This window comes from Arthrobacter sp. ok909, from assembly GCF_900104405.1.
GTDB lineage: Bacteria > Actinomycetota > Actinomycetes > Actinomycetales > Micrococcaceae > Arthrobacter > Arthrobacter humicola.
Genome location: NZ_FNJS01000032.1, coordinates 25,677 through 44,482, shown reverse-complemented (window position 1 = coordinate 44,482; position 18,806 = coordinate 25,677). Strand labels below are relative to the sequence as shown.

Annotated in this window: 23 protein-coding genes and 1 tRNA gene; 2 read left to right on the top strand and 22 right to left on the bottom strand. The window is 64.3% G+C overall.

The features are described from left to right. Positions 1-13: 13 nt before the first annotated feature. From BLR03_RS19590 to BLR03_RS19535, 12 genes are all read right to left on the bottom strand, one after another. Positions 14-808 carry a hypothetical protein gene (locus tag BLR03_RS19590; protein ID WP_091255827.1) on the bottom strand — a complete coding sequence of 265 codons (795 nt, stop codon included), beginning with the start codon at positions 806-808 and terminating at the stop codon, positions 14-16. Beyond that, positions 805-1,023: a helix-turn-helix domain-containing protein gene (locus tag BLR03_RS25360; protein ID WP_368086985.1), complete on the bottom strand. Its 219-nt coding sequence runs from the start codon at positions 1,021-1,023 to the stop codon at positions 805-807. The genes BLR03_RS19590 and BLR03_RS25360 overlap by 4 nt, the downstream gene beginning before the upstream one ends. 209 nt (positions 1,024-1,232) lie before the next feature. Then, positions 1,233-2,612: a terminase large subunit domain-containing protein gene (locus BLR03_RS19580; RefSeq protein WP_302846605.1), complete on the bottom strand. Its 1,380-nt coding sequence runs from the start codon at positions 2,610-2,612 to the stop codon at positions 1,233-1,235. Between the two features lie 103 nt (positions 2,613-2,715). Beyond that, positions 2,716-3,138 (bottom strand): hypothetical protein, encoded by a 423-nt coding sequence (locus BLR03_RS19575; RefSeq protein WP_091255820.1) that lies wholly within the window; start codon positions 3,136-3,138, stop codon positions 2,716-2,718. A gap of 71 nt (positions 3,139-3,209) precedes the next feature. Continuing rightward, positions 3,210-3,488 carry a hypothetical protein gene (locus BLR03_RS19570; RefSeq protein ID WP_139184608.1) on the bottom strand — a complete coding sequence of 93 codons (279 nt, stop codon included), beginning with the start codon at positions 3,486-3,488 and terminating at the stop codon, positions 3,210-3,212. Between the two features lie 16 nt (positions 3,489-3,504). After that, on the bottom strand, positions 3,505-3,687 hold the full coding sequence (locus BLR03_RS19565; protein WP_091255815.1) for a hypothetical protein: 183 nt from the start codon (positions 3,685-3,687) through the stop codon (positions 3,505-3,507). Next, positions 3,687-3,887: a hypothetical protein gene (locus BLR03_RS19560; RefSeq protein ID WP_091255813.1), complete on the bottom strand. Its 201-nt coding sequence runs from the start codon at positions 3,885-3,887 to the stop codon at positions 3,687-3,689. The genes BLR03_RS19565 and BLR03_RS19560 overlap by 1 nt, the downstream gene beginning before the upstream one ends. A gap of 313 nt (positions 3,888-4,200) precedes the next feature. Next, on the bottom strand, positions 4,201-5,286 hold the full coding sequence (locus BLR03_RS19555) for an AAA family ATPase (protein ID WP_139184607.1): 1,086 nt from the start codon (positions 5,284-5,286) through the stop codon (positions 4,201-4,203). Then, the gene (locus tag BLR03_RS19550) at positions 5,283-5,555 is read right to left on the bottom strand and encodes a hypothetical protein (RefSeq protein ID WP_139184606.1); all 273 of its coding nucleotides are present in this window, start codon (positions 5,553-5,555) and stop codon (positions 5,283-5,285) included. Before BLR03_RS19550 ends, BLR03_RS19555 begins: the two co-directional genes overlap by 4 nt. 181 nt (positions 5,556-5,736) lie before the next feature. Further along, positions 5,737-6,012 (bottom strand): hypothetical protein, encoded by a 276-nt coding sequence (locus BLR03_RS19545; RefSeq protein WP_091255807.1) that lies wholly within the window; start codon positions 6,010-6,012, stop codon positions 5,737-5,739. Between the two features lie 124 nt (positions 6,013-6,136). Next, positions 6,137-6,385, bottom strand: a complete 249-nt coding sequence (locus BLR03_RS19540; RefSeq protein ID WP_139184605.1) for a hypothetical protein — start codon at positions 6,383-6,385, stop codon at positions 6,137-6,139. After that, positions 6,382-6,603, bottom strand: coding sequence for a helix-turn-helix domain-containing protein (locus BLR03_RS19535; RefSeq protein ID WP_091255803.1), 222 nt, complete (start codon positions 6,601-6,603; stop codon positions 6,382-6,384). Before BLR03_RS19535 ends, BLR03_RS19540 begins: the two co-directional genes overlap by 4 nt. Before the next feature lie 143 nt (positions 6,604-6,746). Here BLR03_RS19535 and BLR03_RS19530 point away from each other — a divergent pair, with 143 nt between their 5' ends. Both BLR03_RS19530 and BLR03_RS19525 read left to right on the top strand, forming a co-directional pair. Further along, positions 6,747-7,475 (top strand): helix-turn-helix transcriptional regulator, encoded by a 729-nt coding sequence (locus tag BLR03_RS19530; RefSeq protein ID WP_139184604.1) that lies wholly within the window; start codon positions 6,747-6,749, stop codon positions 7,473-7,475. Further along, positions 7,465-8,709: a tyrosine-type recombinase/integrase gene (locus BLR03_RS19525; RefSeq protein WP_175460623.1), complete on the top strand. Its 1,245-nt coding sequence runs from the start codon at positions 7,465-7,467 to the stop codon at positions 8,707-8,709. The genes BLR03_RS19530 and BLR03_RS19525 overlap by 11 nt, the downstream gene beginning before the upstream one ends. Before the next feature lie 59 nt (positions 8,710-8,768). Here BLR03_RS19525 and BLR03_RS19520 read toward each other — a convergent pair. The 10 genes from BLR03_RS19520 to BLR03_RS19475 all read right to left on the bottom strand — a co-directional run bounded on the left by BLR03_RS19520 (position 8,769) and on the right by BLR03_RS19475 (position 18,776). Further along, a tRNA-Pro gene (locus BLR03_RS19520) sits at positions 8,769-8,845 on the bottom strand. 148 nt (positions 8,846-8,993) lie between these two features. Next, on the bottom strand, positions 8,994-10,544 hold the full coding sequence (der, locus tag BLR03_RS19515) for a ribosome biogenesis GTPase Der (protein WP_091255797.1): 1,551 nt from the start codon (positions 10,542-10,544) through the stop codon (positions 8,994-8,996). After that, on the bottom strand, positions 10,541-11,221 hold the full coding sequence (locus tag BLR03_RS19510) for a lysophospholipid acyltransferase family protein (RefSeq protein ID WP_091255796.1): 681 nt from the start codon (positions 11,219-11,221) through the stop codon (positions 10,541-10,543). The genes der and BLR03_RS19510 overlap by 4 nt, the downstream gene beginning before the upstream one ends. A 73-nt stretch (positions 11,222-11,294) precedes the next feature. Further along, a complete protein-coding gene (gene cmk, locus BLR03_RS19505; RefSeq protein ID WP_254788599.1) occupies positions 11,295-12,068 on the bottom strand; it encodes a (d)CMP kinase in 774 nt (257 codons plus the stop codon). Further along, the gene (locus BLR03_RS19500) at positions 12,068-13,177 is read right to left on the bottom strand and encodes a prephenate dehydrogenase (RefSeq protein ID WP_091255793.1); all 1,110 of its coding nucleotides are present in this window, start codon (positions 13,175-13,177) and stop codon (positions 12,068-12,070) included. The genes cmk and BLR03_RS19500 overlap by 1 nt, the downstream gene beginning before the upstream one ends. 2 nt (positions 13,178-13,179) lie before the next feature. Beyond that, complete coding sequence (locus BLR03_RS19495) at positions 13,180-14,415, bottom strand: pseudouridine synthase (RefSeq protein ID WP_091255792.1); 1,236 nt, start codon at positions 14,413-14,415, stop codon at positions 13,180-13,182. Between the two features lie 117 nt (positions 14,416-14,532). Then, positions 14,533-15,135, bottom strand: coding sequence for an SMC-Scp complex subunit ScpB (locus tag BLR03_RS19490; RefSeq protein ID WP_368086984.1), 603 nt, complete (start codon positions 15,133-15,135; stop codon positions 14,533-14,535). 137 nt (positions 15,136-15,272) lie between these two features. Then, positions 15,273-16,151: a segregation and condensation protein A gene (locus tag BLR03_RS19485; protein ID WP_254788598.1), complete on the bottom strand. Its 879-nt coding sequence runs from the start codon at positions 16,149-16,151 to the stop codon at positions 15,273-15,275. 44 nt (positions 16,152-16,195) lie between these two features. Then, the gene (locus BLR03_RS19480; RefSeq protein ID WP_018772307.1) at positions 16,196-17,095 is read right to left on the bottom strand and encodes a ParA family protein; all 900 of its coding nucleotides are present in this window, start codon (positions 17,093-17,095) and stop codon (positions 16,196-16,198) included. Positions 17,096-17,417: 322 nt separating this feature from the next. Then, positions 17,418-18,776, bottom strand: coding sequence for a cation:dicarboxylate symporter family transporter (locus tag BLR03_RS19475; RefSeq protein ID WP_091255790.1), 1,359 nt, complete (start codon positions 18,774-18,776; stop codon positions 17,418-17,420). Between the last annotated feature and the right edge of the window lie 30 nt (positions 18,777-18,806).

Sequence of the window (18,806 nt, the reverse complement as noted above, 5' to 3'; positions counted from 1 at the left end):
GACTCGGCGGCGCTCATTCTGCGTCCGCTTCAGCCTTGGTGATCACGGTCAGTTCGGCGCGCTTGATCTCATCGGCGGTGAACGGGTCATCCTTACGGAACACCGTGCCGTTCGGGCCGCGGTAGAAGTGCTTCGCGGTGTTCTCGGGCACCTCTTCATCGATCCGAACGAGATCCCCGAACAGGTCCTCTCCGGCGTCGATGAAGCCCAGGATCTTCAGCTTTCCCTCCCTCACGAGCAGGTCAAGCGCCCGGTTCATGAAGGTGTCCGCGTCCACTCCGTCCACCCGCAACCGGCCAACCTTGACGCCTGCGGACATGCCCGCGTCGCCGCCGGGGGTTAGCCGCACGCCGCCGTGCGTGGCGGGAACCGGCCCGGTGTGCAACTGCTCCGGAACGCCGAGAGCCTGGGCGCGTTGCCGGAATTCCCGGACCTTCACGTTACGTTCCTCCACGGCGTCATGAAAGGCCCGGAGTGCGTCCACTGCAGTCTTGAGCTGGTCGCTGAAGCGCCGCCCGTCGTCCTTGGCATGAGCCGCGATCTCGGCATTCAGGGCCTCACACGCCTGCAAGCGTGCCGCCTCCTGCGCCTTCGCCGCCTTGTTTACGGTGAACTGTGCGCGCAGTCGTGCGAAACGTGAGAGTGACTCCTGCGCGCTGATCTGATCGGGCGTAACTGTGGCGTCGCCCTCGATGACACGGTTCTCCAACTGGCGCACCAGGGCTTCCGCTTCACGGGCCTCCGATTCTGCTGCTGCGACTTCCGCGTCTATCACAGCCAGGCCGTCTGTGGTGCTGTCGGACATCATGCTGCCTTTCCAAATCTGTAGGTATCGAGGTGGTCTTCGCGGATGAGCCATTGACGGCCCGTCTTCTTGGCCGGTAGCCGGCCCTGCTCGCAGGCCCTACGAACGGAGCGTTCGGTGCACTGGAGCAGGGCGGCAACTTCCGAGCAGGTTTGCCATGTCACACCCTGTACCTCTATGATGCCGGTTTCGTCAGACTTGGGTCCGCTAACGGACATGGGGACCTCATCTGCCTTGACCGCTGCCATATTTAGCGCGTGAAGGACCTCCAGCACGGCCACAGAAGGGCTCCCGCCCGCATTCATCCGTGACGCCGTGGTCACGCCCAGCACCAGTAAGCGGAGCATCCCATCAGCCACCGCCGCAGGGACTACAACCGAACCATCCGGACGCACCAATCGGGCGAACTCCGGAGGTATCCGACCCGTCACCACGTAGTGCCCTTTTCCGAACCCGTGGGCGATGTAAAGGCCGTCTGATGAAACCTCACAGGACGCGGGCGAACTGGGACCATGAGCCCGGACTTCGTCGACGTCATCTCCACCCCGTCAGGAACCCCCTGGAGCGCCCCAAACGGGCCGTAAGACCTTAGGGCACCGCGCATATCGACACTGGACACAGCCTGCATGAGCGCCATGACAGCGTCATCATGGCCGGCCCTCTCGGGAACCGAAATCCGCAGACTTCCCGTCTGCAACTGCTCGAACTCCAGACTCCGCAACTGCTTCAACAGCTCAGGCTCCCGCGGCAACACCAACTCATTCCGCTGCAACAAGACCTTGATCTTCGAAAAACCCGACATCTTCCGCCGGTTATCCGTCCAAACCTTGAACACGTTGCAATCCCGACGCGCCGCCGCCGCACGTTCCCGCAAGTTCTGCGTCACGGGCTCCCCAGGGCCGTTGACCTCCGAAGCAACAACCTTCAGGTAGTACTTCCCCGCAGTCTCAACGACCCGGTCAATGAAACGGCTGTACGGCCACCCATGCCGGACCTCAAGCCACGGAATGAACAAAGCAAGCCCGTCGCCCAACAAATCCCGGTTAGTCCCGTAATCCTCCAGGACCGACACCAGCGCCATAGCCGACGCGTCCTGAGCAAAGCCCCAGTCAAGCCCGGCAGCAGCCGCAAAAGGACGATCCAGCCACGACTCAAGGTCCTCCGGGGGGCACATCTGATAATCCGCGACTGCGTTCATGATCTCGGCCTCAGAAAAGTACGAACCGGCGTCGTCAGTCCACTCAGCAAGGAACTCGCGCCGGAAATACTCCGCAGACTCGCGCTGTCGGATCTGCTCCAACAGCCCAGCATCAACCAGAGGGCTCACCGACGACGGCCAATGCCACGACTCCACCTGATCATCCGGATGATCCATCCCCCGCTGCCACAAAGCCCGGAAGAAATGATCCACACCACCCCACGGCGTAGAAACCAGAATCACCCGCGACCCCGGACGGGCAATGATCGCCGGCTCAGCAGCCCGCCAAATCTCCGTATCAATGAACCCCGCCTCATCCAGAATCAGGACATCAACAGGCCAGCCACGGATCTGACGCGACGACGCCGGCACACTGATAATGCGGGACCCGTTCGACAACGTCAGCAACGACTTCGAATCATCCAACACCGAACCACCCAGCAACGGCGAACCGTGAGCGAGCGTCTGACACTCCTCCAAGAGCCGCCTCGAAGCCACCTCACCCGCCGACACCAGCAACACCGTGATATTCCGTCGAGTCGCCGCCTCGAACAGCGCCACCGTCGACAGAGTCGTGGACTTCCCCACCTGGCGCCCGGCACAGATCACCCGGTAACGGGCCGTAGACCTCGCCACCTCCAACTGGTGAGGCCACAACGGGCGCCCAAGCACCTGCACACCGAACGCCCCCGGATCTGTAGCCGGGCTCAACTCACTTGTCGTCGTCAACGACTTCCCCCTTCATCGAACGTTCAAAGTCCTCACGCATCAGCGTCAGCGCGGTTGCCGTGTCAGCCTGTCGGGTCTGCGCCACACTCAAGCCCAACCGGGCCGCTGATAAGGGGTCCAGCCCCAGACGGGACCGGTGACTCTGTGCCGTCGTCTCCCACTTACGCAGCAGCTCAAGAGGCGCGCTGGTACCCGGTTTGGGTGAACTAGCGGCAACTTCAATCGGCATGGAGTCGCACCAGGTTGAGATCAGGGCGCACTTCGCCTCAGCGACAGCCCACGCCTGCACAGCCGCGGCGTAGCGGGGTGCCCGTAGGTAGGCCACCGCCTCATCCAGCAGCAGCTCAGCGGCGAGCGCCTGTGCGATAGGGTCACGCTTCCGAGGACTGCCCGCACCGTGCTTCATGCTCAGCTCATGACCGGGCTGGAACGGGGGACGCTGGCCCGGGAACTCCGGCACCCACCCATCGGGCGCCTTCACAGCCCACCCCCCGCGGGGTAAACCTGGACCCATGACGGGTCTAGGTCGGCACCCCACTCCTCAGGCCACCCGGCACGTATCCACCGAACAGCGAGAGCAGAGAGCGAGATGTGACCTTCGAGGCTGCGCACGGCTGTAAGAGCCGTCACCGCGTACTCATGATCGACCAGCAGCGTTGCCTTGGCGCCGCTCTCTGCGGCGGTACCAACGATGACGCCCATGTCGCGGAAGTCATCGGTCAGACCGGCCAACGCAGGGTTACTAAGGAAATGCATGCGGTGGATGCCAAAATCAGAACCCGGCGCCGTCATCGTGCGCACCTCCCCCATCTGCCATGCGCGTCTGTAGTGCCGCGGCTACGCCCTTCCAGTACTTCGTCTCGCGCTGGGCGTGCTCTGCCTTCAGTCGCCACGCTGCGGCCTGTGCTGGCCAGTCCCACGTTTCGAGCTGGCGCGGTGTGTAGTCGTAAGGCATTAGCGTTCCTTGTCTGCGTGCGCGGCGGCACGGTTGCCGGTGGGGTCTGAGTAAGTGATGGTCCTGCCCTTGTGGGACTCGGGGACGTTCCTGGCCGCCTGTAGCTCCTGGTGGTAGCGGAGTGCGAGGTTCCGGTAGTGCGTTGCCTGGAAGCGGTAGAAGCTCAGGAGTTCGGCGTCGGTCATCACGCCGGCACTCACTTGAGGCCCCTTGATGCCATATCAAGTCGCGAGCCTCTGACCTGCGGTTTTACCCCTGTGTGTGCAGTTGTGAGTGCAGTCGATCCAGCACTAAAGCAGGCTCGGATCTCGTGCGCGGCATTTGAGCGGACAGCCAAGCAGTCGAGGCTCAGCCGTCCGGCCCTTTCCTTTGCGGCTCTTGCTGTTGTGGTGTTGGTGTTTTGGTGGGGCATTTTGGGTGTCCTTTCGGTCTGTGTATCCCGGTGTATCCCGTGTGTATCTGGGATACGTTGAGTGTCTGTATCTCTCTCTCCCCTCTTTAGGAGAGATACGGTCACACTGCTTTTTTGAGCTCGTGTGTATCCGTGGCGTAGGGCTTCACTGAGTGGTGAAGTGTCGCGTTGCGCGGTCCGTTGCTTGTGACGAGGTAGCCGGTGTTTACGAGTTCCGTGATGGCTGCTCGCTTGTCTTCTTGTTTGCCGCGGACGATGGAGTCGAGGTTGCGGAAGCTTGGGGCGGTGGGTGAATCAATGACAGCCTGCGAGATGTTGAGCATCAGTTCCTCGTGGCGGACAACCTTGGGGCTCTCTGCGACTTCTCCGGGCGGCACGAGCACGTATCGGATGGTCTTGCGGTCCGTGGAGTCGATCAGGGCTACAGCCACTTCTTGGGTGCGGTCTGATTTACGCCACGCTCCCCCATGGGGTCGGACGAGTCCGGGCCTGTCCTTGCCGATGCGGATTGCGAGCTTGCCGGCCATGCCGACGCCGAGAGGTTGGATGACTTCGACGCTGTATGAGGCTCCGGTGAGGTAGCTCATCTTGGCTTGTGCTCCGATGGCGAACCGTCCGCGGCCTTCTGAGTCTTTGGTGACGTGGTCGATGACTACGACGGCTGCCCCGGTGCGTTCGGCGATCTGACGGGGCACCATGCGCCCCCAGGAGGACACCTCGTCGTTATCGATGCTCTTGACTCCGAAGACGGTGAAGGCTTCCGTGACTCCGTCGATGACTGCGAGGGAGAACCGCCGAGCAAGCATGCTGTGCCAGGATGCGAGTTCCTCCATCATGCCGAAGGGGCTGCAATCGGGCCGGACGTAGCTGAGGTGGTTCTGGATGTTGTCTGCGCTGGCGCCAAGCATGAGGAGGCGGTTGCCGACTGTCCCCTGGTCGGATTCGAAGTCGATGAATAGGACGTCGCGCTGCGCTTGCAGCTCCTGGGCGGTTACGGCGTGCATGAGCATGGATTTTCCGGACTCCGACTCTCCATGGACGCTGTGGACCTTTGCCGGGTACAGGAGCGCCGCGGAGTCAGTGCGGAGCATGAAGGTGGGCGGCTGAACCTTGTACGTGCCATCCAATACCGATGTGAGGTCGATGGGTGCCCATGATGGCTGTACGGCTTCTACGGTTTCGGTCACGCGGCCTCACCGCGCTGTAGGCGGTAGATCGCGCGGGTCCACTCCATCGCATTGGCCCAGTCGGCACTGCACGGCTGAATGTGAAGGTCTGGCCGAATCCAGTCAACGAGGTTCTCCTCGAAGACCTCGTATCCGTAGACGCGGAGGTTGATGGCTGTGCCACCGGGAAGGTCGAAGCCTGAGAGCTTGCGCGACAGTGCGGCATAATTCGGGATCTTGTCGCCTGGCTTAGTGAACTGGCGAAGGTCGATTTCAAGTACGGGACGCACGGTCATTAGCGTTCACCGGCTTTGGTGGTTGCGTTGGCCGCCTGGCTGAGCGGAGAGTCGTTGAGGGTCACAGTGTGTCCTAGTGCTGAGGGTTTGCGGGTCGGATGGCGTTGCTGTGTTGGTGTTCTGCCGGTGTGCCAGCCATGGTCTCTGCTCAGTCCATGGCCGGCTGCGCGGTTGGTCAGCTGTTCTGGTTTCGCAGCGGGTCGACGCCGGGGAACGTGAGTTCTTCGAAGGGCTTGACTGTCGCGGCTGCGGTAATGAAAGCAACGGCAACTTCGTGGGCTTCCAGCGGGCCGTAGAGTGCCGTGATCTGCATCTGCCGGAGGACGGCGCTACGGTCCCAGTCGGGACGGAAAGTCGCGATCAGTCCATAGAGTGCCTGTGCCTGCTCCATGGTCAGGCGCTTGGCAGACGTGACTTCTTCAGCGTTGTTCAGTACAGTGGAGTTAGACATTTTGAGACCTATCTTCGTGGTAGTTGGTAGTTCTGTAGACGGTCCTGAATTTTGGCAGCGCAAATTGCCAAGTTCGGGGCCGTTTTTTCGTATGCTCGCCTCCCAGTGAAGCGGGCAGGAATCCTTAGACGGTGTACGGGTTCTTTGCTTCGACGATGGCGTCTGTCAGCGGCCCTGTGTGTGAAGTGCCGCGCCAGTAGCCAGAAGACCAAGCAACGGCTGCCGACTCGATGCCGAGTGCTGCCCGGAGGTCGGCCATCCGGTATACCTGCTGGGATTCGTCCTCAAGAATGATGAGGACTCGGTCCGGGCTGATCACATCGAAGATCAGCGGCGACGTACCTGTGGTGCTGCGGACGGTGGTTGCCATCACGCGGCCTGATTAGGAACCGTGCCGGCGTCGAGGATCTGATTGACCACCCGGGTACTGATCAGGATGCGGTGCCCGAGTCGAATGCTGGGGATGTCACCACGGTTAACAGCTTCGTAGGCCTGTCGGCGGCCGATTACCAAGACTTTCGCGAGTTCCTCAACCGTGACGGTGGCCTTACTGAGGATGCCCTGGACCTCTTGTGACATTGCGACGGTCATTGCCGCCCTCCATTTCTTTTTGGGTTTCGCATTTTCCGTAATCGCGTAACCTCATATCTCAACGTTAACCCGGATGCCCTTGAAGTGCAACCCGTTTCCGCATAGACTTTTTCCGAAATCGAAAAACCGATGAAGTAGGGACTATGAGCACACTTGGAAAACCAAGCCCGGAAGAAATGGTCGCGACCGCCATCGCCCGACACCGCACGGAATCCGGACTGACATACGAAGCCTTGGCCGACCGTATGAAGGCACACGGCGTGACGATCCACCCGAGCGCAATACAAAAATCAGAGAAGTCCGGGCGAAAGGTGAGCATCGCCGAGATGGTTGCCTACGCCGCCATCTTCGGGGTCCCCGTTGAGTCGCTTTGGGGAGGGGAGAGTCAGGACGCAGGGCTTTCTGCGGCATGGCGGGACTTCAACGCAGCGGAAAGGGTGCTCAAGATAGCTCAGCACGTGAGACGGGAATATGAGTCGCTGATAGAAAATGTCCGTCGCGTGGCCAGCGATAGCCCCGAGATGGCCCAGAGACTCCAAGAACAGCTGGACAGCGCTACGAAATTCCATCGGAACAGACTGTATGAGCAGTTGAGCTACAGCCACCCCTCACTCGATGAAGAGGGAAATCAGCTAACACATGAGGAAGGCAGTCCCATCTGGATCTACGAGCACCCGTCCGAAGAATTTATCAGTCGCCAACTCGAAGCGGACCTACCGACCGATATCGCGGCAGCACGAGATGCGCTGAAAGAACCGACCGCAGACTCGGGCGATGAATTGGCTCGGCCCTACCTGGTCTACCGGCACAAGGACGACTTCGCTCCGGAAAGCGGTGTTTTCGAAGAAGGTGGCCGTTACTATGGCAAATGACATTTTCCGGCGCTGTGGGTGCCGGGACGAGAACAAAAAGCAGTTGGGCGGTAGGTGTCCCCTGCTCGCGTCGGACCCTAAGCACGGGTCCTGGGGCTACTACGTTGCCGGCGGGGTCAATCCATCCACGGGCAAGCGCCAGCAGTTCCGTAAGACGGGATTCACTACGCAGAAGGCTGCGCGGGAGGCCCGAAATAAGGTTGCGGTCAAGGTTGACCAGGGCACATACGTGCCGCCGTCGAAGGAAACGTACGGGGAGTACCTGGACAAGTGGCTCCCCCGCCACGCCGCAACGGGCAAGGGCTTGAAAGAGACGACTGTCGACAACTATGCCCGCTACATCCGCAACGATATAAAGCCCTCTGCGCTGTCCAGAATGGTGCTGACGGATATTCGGCGCTACCACCTGAACGAGTTCCTTAGCGGGCTGTCTGAGGCCGGACGTGGGGCTGTCACGGTCCGTCGCATCGCCGCCGTTCTGCAAGGTTCCCTGCGGGCCGCTGCGCGGGCTCACAGGATCGACCACAACCCCGCTACAGAGCTTGAACTGCCCACCGTTCAGAAACACAAGGTCGATATCTGGGAGCCCGCCCAAGTGGGCGCGTTCCTCGACGTCGCCGCTGAGCACCGACTGGGTGCATTGTTCGAGCTGGCCATGTTCACGGGAATGCGCCGCGGGGAACTGATCGGCCTACGCTGGACTGACATCGACCTGACCAAGAGGGTCATCACGATCCGAAACAACCGCGTGCAAGCAGCGGGGCGCATTCTGGAGCACGACACCAAGACGGAAGCCGGCGCCCGGTACGTGGACCTTGACGACAGGTCAGTCGGGGCCTTGATCGGGTGGCAGATCCAGCAAGCGGCTGAGCAGCAAGCGGGACAGGAAGCCTATACCGCGTCCGGGTATGTCTTCACCATGGATGACGGGTTGCCGCTGAAGCCTCAGTACGCCACCAGGCTGTTCGACAGCCTTCGCTTGAAGGCTCAACTGCCGAAGTTGACCTTCCACGGGCAGCGGCACGAGCACGCTTCCCTGATGCTTGCCGCGGAGGTCGACATCGCCGTTGTGTCGAAGCGTTTGGGGCACAGCTCCATCAGTGTCACCTCGGATATCTACGGCCATCTGATCGGCTCAGCATCACGCAATGCGGCGGAGAATGCGGCGGCTTTGGTGCCGGCAAAAAAGGTCCGTGCACACACACTGCACACACAAGCCCCCATTACGGCTTGAGGGCAAAGAAAAAACCGCCCCACCACCAGGTTACTTCCCAGTGATGGAGCGGTTTCTGTTGGTCGGGCTGACAGGATTTGAACCTGCGACCCCTTGACCCCCAGTCAAGTGCGCTACCAAGCTGCGCTACAGCCCGCTGGTTCCACCGTTCTCCGCCGGGAATTCCTCCTGGATTATCTCCATGATTTCTTCCAAGCAGTCCGGCCGAACCACCTCCAAAAGCTTACACGATCCCGGAGGGTGCCTGTGACAATTTCGCGCTGTCACGGCAAGGTGTGTCGGAATTAACGTTTCTTGCCACGCTTTTCGCGCACACGCATGTTCACTTCGATCGGCGTGCCCTCGAAACCGAAGGTCTCGCGGAGCCGTCGGGTGATGAAGCGGCGGTATCCGGGATCCAGGAATCCGGTGGTGAAGAGCACGAACTTCGGCGGCCGGCTGGAAGCCTGTGTGCCGAACAGGATGCGGGGCTGCTTGCCGCCGCGGACCGGGTGCGGGTGTGCTGCCACGAGTTCGCCGAGGAACGCGTTGAGGCGTCCGGTGGGAATGCGCTTGTCCCAGCTTTCCAGGGCGGTGTCCAGGGCCGGGACCAGCCGGTCCTTGTGCCAGCCGGTCTTGGCGGAGATGTTGACGCGCGGGGCCCAGGCCACGTGCGCGAGGTCCTGCTCGATTTCGCGTTCCAGGTACCGGCGGCGTTCGTCGTCGAGGAGGTCCCACTTGTTGAAGGCGAGCACCAGAGCGCGGCCGGATTCGATGGCGAGCTGCAGGATGCGCACATCCTGCTCGCTGAGCACTTCATCCACGGCCAGGAGCACGACGGCGACCTCGGCCTTTTCGAGCGCGCTCTGCGTCCGCAGGGAGGCGTAGAAGTCGGCACCCTGGGCCATGTGCTGGCGCCGCCGGATGCCGGCGGTGTCCACGAACCGCCACGTACGTCCGCCGAGTTCGATGAACTCATCGACCGGGTCGCGGGTGGTGCCGGCGGTGTTGTCCACCACCACACGCTCGGAACCGGCGAGCTTGTTCAGCAGGGAAGACTTGCCGACGTTCGGGCGGCCGATGAGGGCGACGCGCCGGGGTCCGCCGGAGCGCTCGAGGCCTTCGATCGTGGAGAACTCCGGGAGGGTGTCCATGACGTGGTCCAGGAGGTCGGCCACGCCGCGGCCGTGCAGGGCCGAGACGGGGTACGGTTCGCCGAAGCCGAGGCCCCAGAGGGTTGCGGAGTCGGCTTCCTGCGCGAAGTCGTCGACCTTGTTGGCCACCATGATGACCGGCTTCTTCGACTTGCGCAGCATCTTCATGACGCCTTCGTCGGTGGCGGTTGCGCCCACGGCCGAGTCGACGACGAACAGGACGGCGTCCGCAAGTTCCACGGCCATCTCGGCCTGCTCTGCCACGCGGGCGTGGATGCCGCGGGCGTCGTGTTCCCATCCGCCGGTGTCCACCACGGTGAAGTTGCGGCCGTTCCAGTGCGCCGAGTACATGACGCGGTCGCGGGTGACGCCGGGGGTGTCCTCGACGACCGCCTCGCGGCGGCCCAGGATCCTGTTGACCAGGGTGGACTTGCCGACGTTGGGCCGGCCGATGATGGCCAGGACGGGATCGAGCTTGACCGGACCGTCAAAGTCCTCGTCGTCGAAGTGGCCGCTCAGCAGGGCGGCATCGTCCTCGTCCAGCTCGTAGTCGTCCAGGCCGGCCCGGAGGGAGGCGGCGCGGAGCTCCGCCTCATCGTCGTCCAGGGCGGCGAGGTGCTCAGCCACCTGGTCGGTGCCGGTGGGCGTGTATTCGTCTTCGCCGGCGCCGAAATTGCCGGAGGTTTGAGTCGTATCGCTCATTGCACTTTCCTTAGGTGGTGATCTGCCGGCGTCCCGGCTACTGCTTCATGACGTTGGTGCGGGGATTCCGCGTGGGGCAAGGTCTGCCCGGTTCTTTGGATCGAGTCCTGGACATGACGGGCCAGCGCGGCCCGGATTTCGGTTCCCGCCCTGTCCATTGAAACACGCCCGGTCTCACCGGGCCTGCGGCTGACGTTGATGGCCCCGCCGAAGCTGACGTGCAGCCGGCGGCGGGGTGCGGGAACACTGTCCAGGTGTTCGCCATCAATCCTTGTGCCCAGGATCGACACGGGCACAACGGTGGCGCCGGAGTTGAGCGCCAGCCAGGCGACGCCGTTGTTGATCGCGGCCGCCGCACCGCTCCCCCGCGTGCCTTCGGGCAGAATCCCCACGCACCGTCCGGCGTCGAGCAGGCTCCGGGCGGCGGTCAGCGCCGCACGGCCGCCGCGGCGGTCGACGGGCAGCTGGCCCGACGCCGTGAGTACCCGGCCGACGAACCCGGTGAACATCTCCTGCTTGACGAGGATGTGCATGGCCCGGGGCGAGGCGCCGAACATGACGGGCCCGTCGAGGAAGCTGATGTGGTTGCCTGCAAAGATCACAGGGCCGGTGGCCGGGACGTTGGACCGGCCCGTCACCGAGGTGCGGTAGACGATGTGATCCAGGAGCCAGCCCACGGGCCGGCTCCACGCCGTCGTCCAGCGGCCGGGCACGGAGGCCTGCAGTGTCGCCGGCGTTCCGGTGCGCCCGTCAGTCACCGTGGGCGGCCCTGTGCTGGACGCTATTTGGCTGGACGCCGCTTGGCTTGACGGCCGGGTGGTTGATGACGGTGTCCACGATGTCGAGGGCGGCCTGAACCGTCTCGTCAAAGTCCAGGTCCGAGGAATCCAGGGTGACTACGCCGTCGGCGGCCGTGGTGAAGTTCACCACAGTGGAATCCTTGGCGTCACGGCGGGTGACCTGGGCCGCCAGCTGCTCGGCATTCTGGCTCCCGCCCAGCTGGATGCCGCGGCGGCGCAGCCTCGCTTCTTCGCTGGCGGTGAGCAGCATCCGCACCTCGGCCCCGGGCGCAACGACGGTGGTGATGTCCCGGCCCTCCACCACCATGCGGCGGTGATGCTTTTCGATCAGTTCGCGCTGCCGGCGGATCAGTTCCGTGCGCGCGCCAAGGGTAGTGGCGACGGCGCTGACAGCGGCGGAAATGGCGGGCTCACGGATGGCGAGCGTGACGTCGTCACCGCCCACGCGGACATATTCTTCCTGGGGGCTCGTGCTGACCTCCAGCGGCAGGGCCTTGGATGCGGCCTCCACCGCGGCGCGGTCCTCCAGGTCCATGCCGTTCTGCAGGCAGAACCATGTCAGGGCGCGGTACATCGCGCCGGTGTCGAGGTAAGCCAGCTTGAGCCGTCGGGCCACCTCTTTGCTGACGCTGGACTTGCCGGAACCAGAGGGTCCGTCGATGGCGACCACAAGGCTTTTTCCGGGTCGGACCACGGTCACTGTCTCGATGAGTTCCTGGGTCATTACTGGAGTACCCGCCATCCACGGTCGTTAAGGGCTTCTATCAGGAGGTCGTGCTTGTTCGGCAGGACGGAAATTTCCACCATACCCACGTTTTGTCCCGAGGAGTGGTCGAGACGGAGGTCCTCGACGTTGACGCCGATCTCGCCGATCTCCGTCAAGAGCTTCGCGATCTGGCCCGGCGTGTCGTCCACCAGGACCGTCAGCCACGAGTAGGCCTGCGGGGGTCCGCCATGCTTGCCTGGAATCCGGGACTGGCCGGCATTGCCTTCGCTGATCAGCTGGGCAAGGTCCAGCCGGGCGCCGGGGGCGGTCGGTGCCTCCAGCGTGGCGATCAGCCGGTTGAGGTCCTCGCGGACCCCGTGCAGGATCGCAACCACCTTGTCCGCGTTCGCACCCAGGATCTGGACCCAGAGCGTGGGATCGCTCGCGGCGATCCGGGTGACGTCCCGCAGGCCGTTTCCGGCCAGGGACAGCGCGTGCAGGGGGGTGCCCTGCAGGCGGCTGGCCACGAGCGAGGACATCACCTGCGGCAGGTGGGACACCAGCGCCACGGCTTCGTCATGTTCGTCGGCGGCGAATTCGGACACGACGGCGCCAAGATCGACGGCCAGAGCACGCGCCACCTGCAGGGACTCCGGCAGCGTTTCTTCCGCCGGGCACACGACCCACGGCATGGATGTGAACAGCTCGCCGCGGGCTGCGACGGGGCCGGATTTCTCGCGGCCGGCCATCGGGTGGGTACCCACGTAGCGGCCCAGGTCGGCACCCCGGCCGCGGAGGTCGGCCAGGATGCCTGCCTTCACGCTCGCGATGTCCACCACGACGGCGTTCGGGTAGTCCTGCAGCGCTTTGGCGACGACGTCGGCCGTGACGTCCGGCGGCGCAGCCACCACGACGAGCTCCGGCTGTTCCCCGTCAAGGCGCGCCAATGGCAGGCCGGCGCCGATGTCGACGGCGACGGCCTGGTTGGTGGGCGAGGGATCCGAGAGGAACACGGCAACGCCGCGCCCCCGCAGCCCCAGCCCGATGCTGGTGCCCAGGAGCCCGGCGCCCAGAACGACCACCGGACCGTTGAGGTGTCCGCGGCCGTGCATGCGAAAGGCGGACATGCCTACAGCCCCACAGATGCCAGGAGGTGGCCGACTTCCTGCTTGCCGAGGTTGCGAATGCTGCCCTGGCGCTGGTCGCCCAGCCCGATGGGACCAACCTTGACGCGGACCAGGCGCAGCACGGGGAAGCCGACAGCGTCGAACATGCGCCGGACGATCCGGTTCTTGCCTGAGTGCAGCACGACCTCAATCAGCACGTGGCCCGGAGTCGAGTCAACGAGCTTGAAGGAATCCACCGAGGCGATGCCGTCTTCGAGCTCGACGCCTGCTTTGAGTTCGGCGCCAATGCCCTGCGGGAACGGACCGCGGACCTGCACGAGGTAGGTCTTGGGGACTTCGTAGGAGGGGTGCGTCAGGCGGTTGGCGAGTTCGCCGTCGTTCGTCAGGAGCAGCAGCCCTTCGGTGGCGACGTCGAGACGGCCCACGTGGAAGAGGCGTTCGCCATGGTGGTTGCGCACGAAGTCGCTGACGCACGGGCGGCCGTCCGGGTCCTCCATGGTGGAGACAACGCCCTTGGGCTTGTTGAAGACCATGTAGACCATGTTCTCGTCCAGCTGGATGCGCAGGCCGTCGACGTGGATCACGGCGGTCTTCGGGTCAACGCGCATACCGAGCTCGGTGACGACGTGGCCGTCGACTTCGACGCGGCCTTCGGCGATCATTTCCTCGCATACGCGCCGCGAGGCGACGCCGGCGGAGGCCATGACCTTCTGCAGGCGAATGCCGTCGGCGTCATGCAGCTCAGACTGCGGCACCTCACGGCGCGGTCCCCGGTTGCGGGCGGGCTTACGCACCGGTCCGAGGTTCTGGCCGAAACGTTCGCTGCCGAAGGCGCGGGGGCCGGCAGCCCTGGCGGCCCCGGTGCGCGGCTTGGGCTTCAGTGCACCGGGAGTGCCGGGCTCCTTGCCGAAACCGGGCTTCCGGGCTCCGGGCTTGCGGGCCGCGCCCGTGCCGGTCGGGCCCTTCGACTTCCAGTCACCGGAGGCCGGCCGGGACGCCGGGGCGCCGGGAGCCTGCAGGTCCGGATCGATGAAGGCCTCTTCGCGAGGCTTGGGGTGCTTGAAGGGGCGGTCGCCGCCGCCCTTGGAGAAGTCACGGCCTCCCTTGCCGCCGGCTGCGCGCGGTGCGCCGCCCTGGACCGGACCGCGGCCGGTGCCGCCCTGGCCGGTCTTGCTTTGTCCGGCGCTGTTGCGTCCCGAACTGTTACGTGGTGAACCCTGGCGTCCCGCCTGTGTCATGACCCGTCCTTACGTTGGTGGCCTGCGGCCGCTGTCTCCCGACAACACCCGCCGGCCGGGCAAATTGTTCTGCCCGGTCGATACTCGTGTGCAGGCGTTTGCCTGCACTGATACTGCTTACATTCTTCCTGCGTCGTAAAACTCCTCGATGCCTTCCAGGCCTGGAAGGTGGGGGGAAAGCTGCGGCAATTCAGCCGGCGAGCCGATTCCCATCCGCTCAAGGAAATACGATGTCGTCCGGTACAGGATTGCTCCGGATTCGGGATCGGTTCCCGAATCCTCGATCAGCCCCCGCTGCGTCAGCGTCCGCACGACAGAGTCAACATTGACTCCTCGAATTGCAGACACCCGCGCCCTTGAAACGGGCTGGCGGTAAGCGATGACGGCGAGCGTTTCGAGCGCCGCCTGCGTCAGCCTGGCTGTTTGGCCTTCCAGCACGAACCCACCCACGATCTCGGCGAACTCCGCACGGGAATAGATCCGCCAGCCTCCGGCGATATTCCGCAATTCAAAACCCCGGGGGGCGGCATTGCCGTCAGTGTTGCCAGTGTTACTACTGGTGTTGGTGCTGGTCTGGCTGGCGACGTCCGTATCCGGGGCATTAACAGTATAGCCGTTATACTCCCGCTGCAGTTCAGCCAGCAGGGAGTCGACGACGTCGACCGTCAGGTTCAGTCCGGCCGCCAGGGCCGTGGGGGTGGCCGGCTCGTCGATCACCATCAGGACAGCTTCGAGGGCCGCGCGGGCGCCGCCGGGCAGGCTGGCGACGTCGGGTCCCGTGTCCGGCCCGGCTTCGTGTCCCGCGTCCAGTCCGGCGTCTTCGGCTTCGCCCCGTGGCGCCTCAGGGAGTCGTTCGTTCACGGCTGGTCCTCATATTCTTCACTCAGATTTTCGCTGCTCCACCCGTGGGAATCGGCCGTCCAGTGCACGGTCAGGTCCCCGAGCGGCAGCAGCTGGTCAAAGCCCACTGCGCGGTCGCGGAACAGCTCCAGCAGCGCCAGGAACCGCGCCACCACCACTAGGGTGGATTCGGCGTCGGCGATCAGCGCCCGGAACGTCAGCGGCGTGCCCAGCCGCAGCCTGTTTCCCAGCAGCTCGGCCTGTTCCTTGACGCTCACGGGCGCGCCGTGCAGGTGCGCCAGGCCCACTTCAGTGGGGGCCGCTTCCTTGGGCTTGAGGGCGGCTTCGGCCAAACCGGCGAACTGCTCCGGGGTGTGCCGCCAGAGCAGTTCCGGCAACAGGGCCGCGAAGTGCCCCTCCAGGGCGACCTGCCGGGGGAAGCGCCGGGCTTCGAGCTCGAGGGTCGAGCCGATCATGCCGGCCACCTGCTTGAAGGCCTTGTACTGCAGCAGCCGCGCGAACAGGAGGTCGCGGGCCTCCAGCAGGGCGATGTCCTCCTCGTCCTCGACCTCGCCCGCGGGCAGCAGCCGGGCCGCCTTGAGGTCAAGGAGGGTGGCCGCAATCACCAGGAATTCGCTGGCCTCATCGAGGGCCCACTCCTCCCCCAGCCGCTGCAGGCCCCTGATGTACTTGATGAATTCGTCAGTGACGGTGGACAGCGCCACCTCGGTGATGTCCAGCTGATGCTTGGAGATCAGGCCGAGCAGGAGGTCGAAGGGACCGGTGAAGTTAGCCAGGCGCACTTCGAATCCGGGCTTCTTCCCGGCGGGCCCGTCCGGGACCTCAGCAGCTTCCGGGACGTCAGCAACTGCCGGATCCGCGGGTTCCACGGGCATGTCGAGCTCCGCTGGCGGAGAGAAGGCGCCTGCCATGTTCCTGGCTAGGGCGCGCCGCCGCGCGAAATCAGCTCTTTGGCCAGGCGGCGGTAGGCGTCAGCACCGACGTGGTTGCCCGCGTAGGTGGTGATGGGTTCGGCCGCCACCGTGGCGTCGGCAAACTTGATGGAGCGCTTGATGACGGTTTCGAAGACCTTGTCGCCGAAAGCCTCGACGAGGCGCGCGATCACCTCGCGGCCGTGCAGGGTCCGGGCGTCGTACATCGTGGCGAGGACGCCGTCCACCTGCAGGCGCGGGTTGAGGCGGTCCTGGACTTTGTCGATGGTTTCCACGAGCAGCGCGACGGCGCGCAGGGCAAAGAATTCGCAGATCAGCGGAATGATGACGCCGTGGGCGGCGGTGAGCGCGTTGACCGTCAGGAGCCCGAGCGAGGGCTGGCAGTCGATCAGGACGACGTCGTAGTCGTCCTCCACCTTCTTCAGTGCACGGTCCAGGACCTGCTCGCGGGCGACCTCGTTGACCAGCTGCACTTCGGCGGCGGAGAGGTCGATGTTGGCCGGCAGCAGATCCACGTTCTCCACGCCGGTCTTCTGGATGGCGTCGCGGATGTCCACCTTGCGGTCCATCAGCACGTTGTAGACGGTGAGGTCGAGTTCGTGCGGGTTGGTGCCCAGGCCTGCGGACAGGGCGCCCTGCGGATCGAAGTCCACCAGGAGCACGCGGCGGCCGTATTCGGCCAGGGCGGCGGCGAGGTTGATGGTGGACGTGGTTTTACCCACTCCGCCCTTCTGGTTCACCATGGCGATGACCCGCGCAGGGCCGTGGGAGGACAGCGGCGCGGGCTCCGGAAAGTCGCGTTGGGGGCGCCCGGTGGGGCCCATGACGGCGTCTTCCAGATCGAGTTCGGTGCCTTCCAGAGTTGCTGAACCCTGTTCGCTGCTCACGTATCTATCCACACTTTCGATGACGGTGATTGTCGTGCTCGGTATTGCTCGCCAAGCTCCCGGACTAGGCTCCGGAGCCGAGCGTGTTTCCTCCCAAGGTTACAGCGCCCGACACGGTATTCGGCGGACCTTGACAACCGCCGTCATCTGAGCCTTGACCTTCCGGTAGAAGTCGAAGGTTGGTGCCGGAAATGGCATGGACGCCTCGAACGGGGCGCCGGCCCGCCGCGGCGGGACCCCGGTCTGCAACGGCAAAGAAACTGCCCGGATGCTGGTGGGCGTCCGGGCAGTATTCCGTGATTGGCGGGTCAGGCGTACCCGGCTACGCGTAGGCCGGGGCGGCCGGGGCGGGTTCGGCCTGCGGCTCCCGGGCCGGGCCGTGGCCGGCGATCATGGTCTCTTCGTCGAACGGCTCGGCACCGGCAAGCACGCGGTCCACCCGGCCGCCGTCGATCTCCTTGACCCAGGTGCCGATCAGCACGGTGGCCACGGCGTTGCCGGTGAAGTTGGTCAGTGCCCGGGCCTCGGACATGAAGCGGTCGATGCCCACGATCATGCCCACGCCGCCGAGCAGTTGCGGGGCATGCGCCTGCAGTCCGGCGGCCAGGGTGGCGAGACCGGCACCGGTGACACCGGCGGCACCCTTGGAGGCGATGATCATGAAGATCAGCAGCGAAATCTGTGCGCCCAGGTCCAGGGGCGTGCCCATGGCGTTGGCGACGAAGAGCGAGGCCATGGTCAGGTAGATGGCCGTGCCGTCCAGGTTGAAGGAGTAGCCGGTGGGAACCGTCACGCCCACGACCGGCTTCGACACACCGAGGTGTTCCATCTTCGCGATCAGGCGGGGCAGCGCAGCTTCGGAGGAGGAGGTGGAGAAGATCAGCAGGTACTCACGGGCCAGGTACTTCATGAGCCGGAAGATGTTGACGCCTGCGACCACCTTGAGCAGGCCACCGAGGATCACCACGATGAACAGTGCGCAGGTGATGTAGAAGGCGGCCATGAGCGTGAACATGCTGAAGATGGCCTGCACGCCGGTAGCACCGACGACGGAGGCGATCGCGCCGAAGGCGCCGACCGGGGCCAGCCACATGATCATGATGAGGATGCGGAACACCAGGGCCTGTCCGTAGCCGACGGCCTTGAGGATCGGGGCTCCCTGCGGGCCCATCTTCTGCAGGGCGAAGCCCACCAGGATCGCGGCGAGGAGGGTCGGCAGGACGGGGATGTCGCCCGGGATGATGCCCAGCAGGAAGTCGACGGTGCTGTCGACGGCCACCTTCTTGTTCGGATCGTAGGGGGCGAGATTGAGGCCCGCGCCCGGATGGATCAGGTTACCGACGACCAGGCCGATGGCCAGGGCGAAGGTGGACATCACCATGAAGTAAATGAGGGCCAGGCCGCCGACCTTGCCGACGGTGGCGGCCTTGGCGATCGAGCCGATGCCTAGGACGATGGTGCAGAAGATCACCGGGCCGATCATCATCTTGATGAGTTTGATGAAACCGTCGCCCAGCGGCTTGAGGGATTTGGCGGCCTCGGGGAACAGCAGTCCGACAAGGGCACCTGCGATCACGGCGACGATGACTGCAATGTAGAGGTAGTGGGACTTGTCGAGCCCCTTGCGCTTCTTGGCTGGCGTTGCCGCCGGTGCTACTGACTCTCCTCGTTGAGAGGCCATGGTGTTCTCCTTGGATAGGCTGGACTTTCG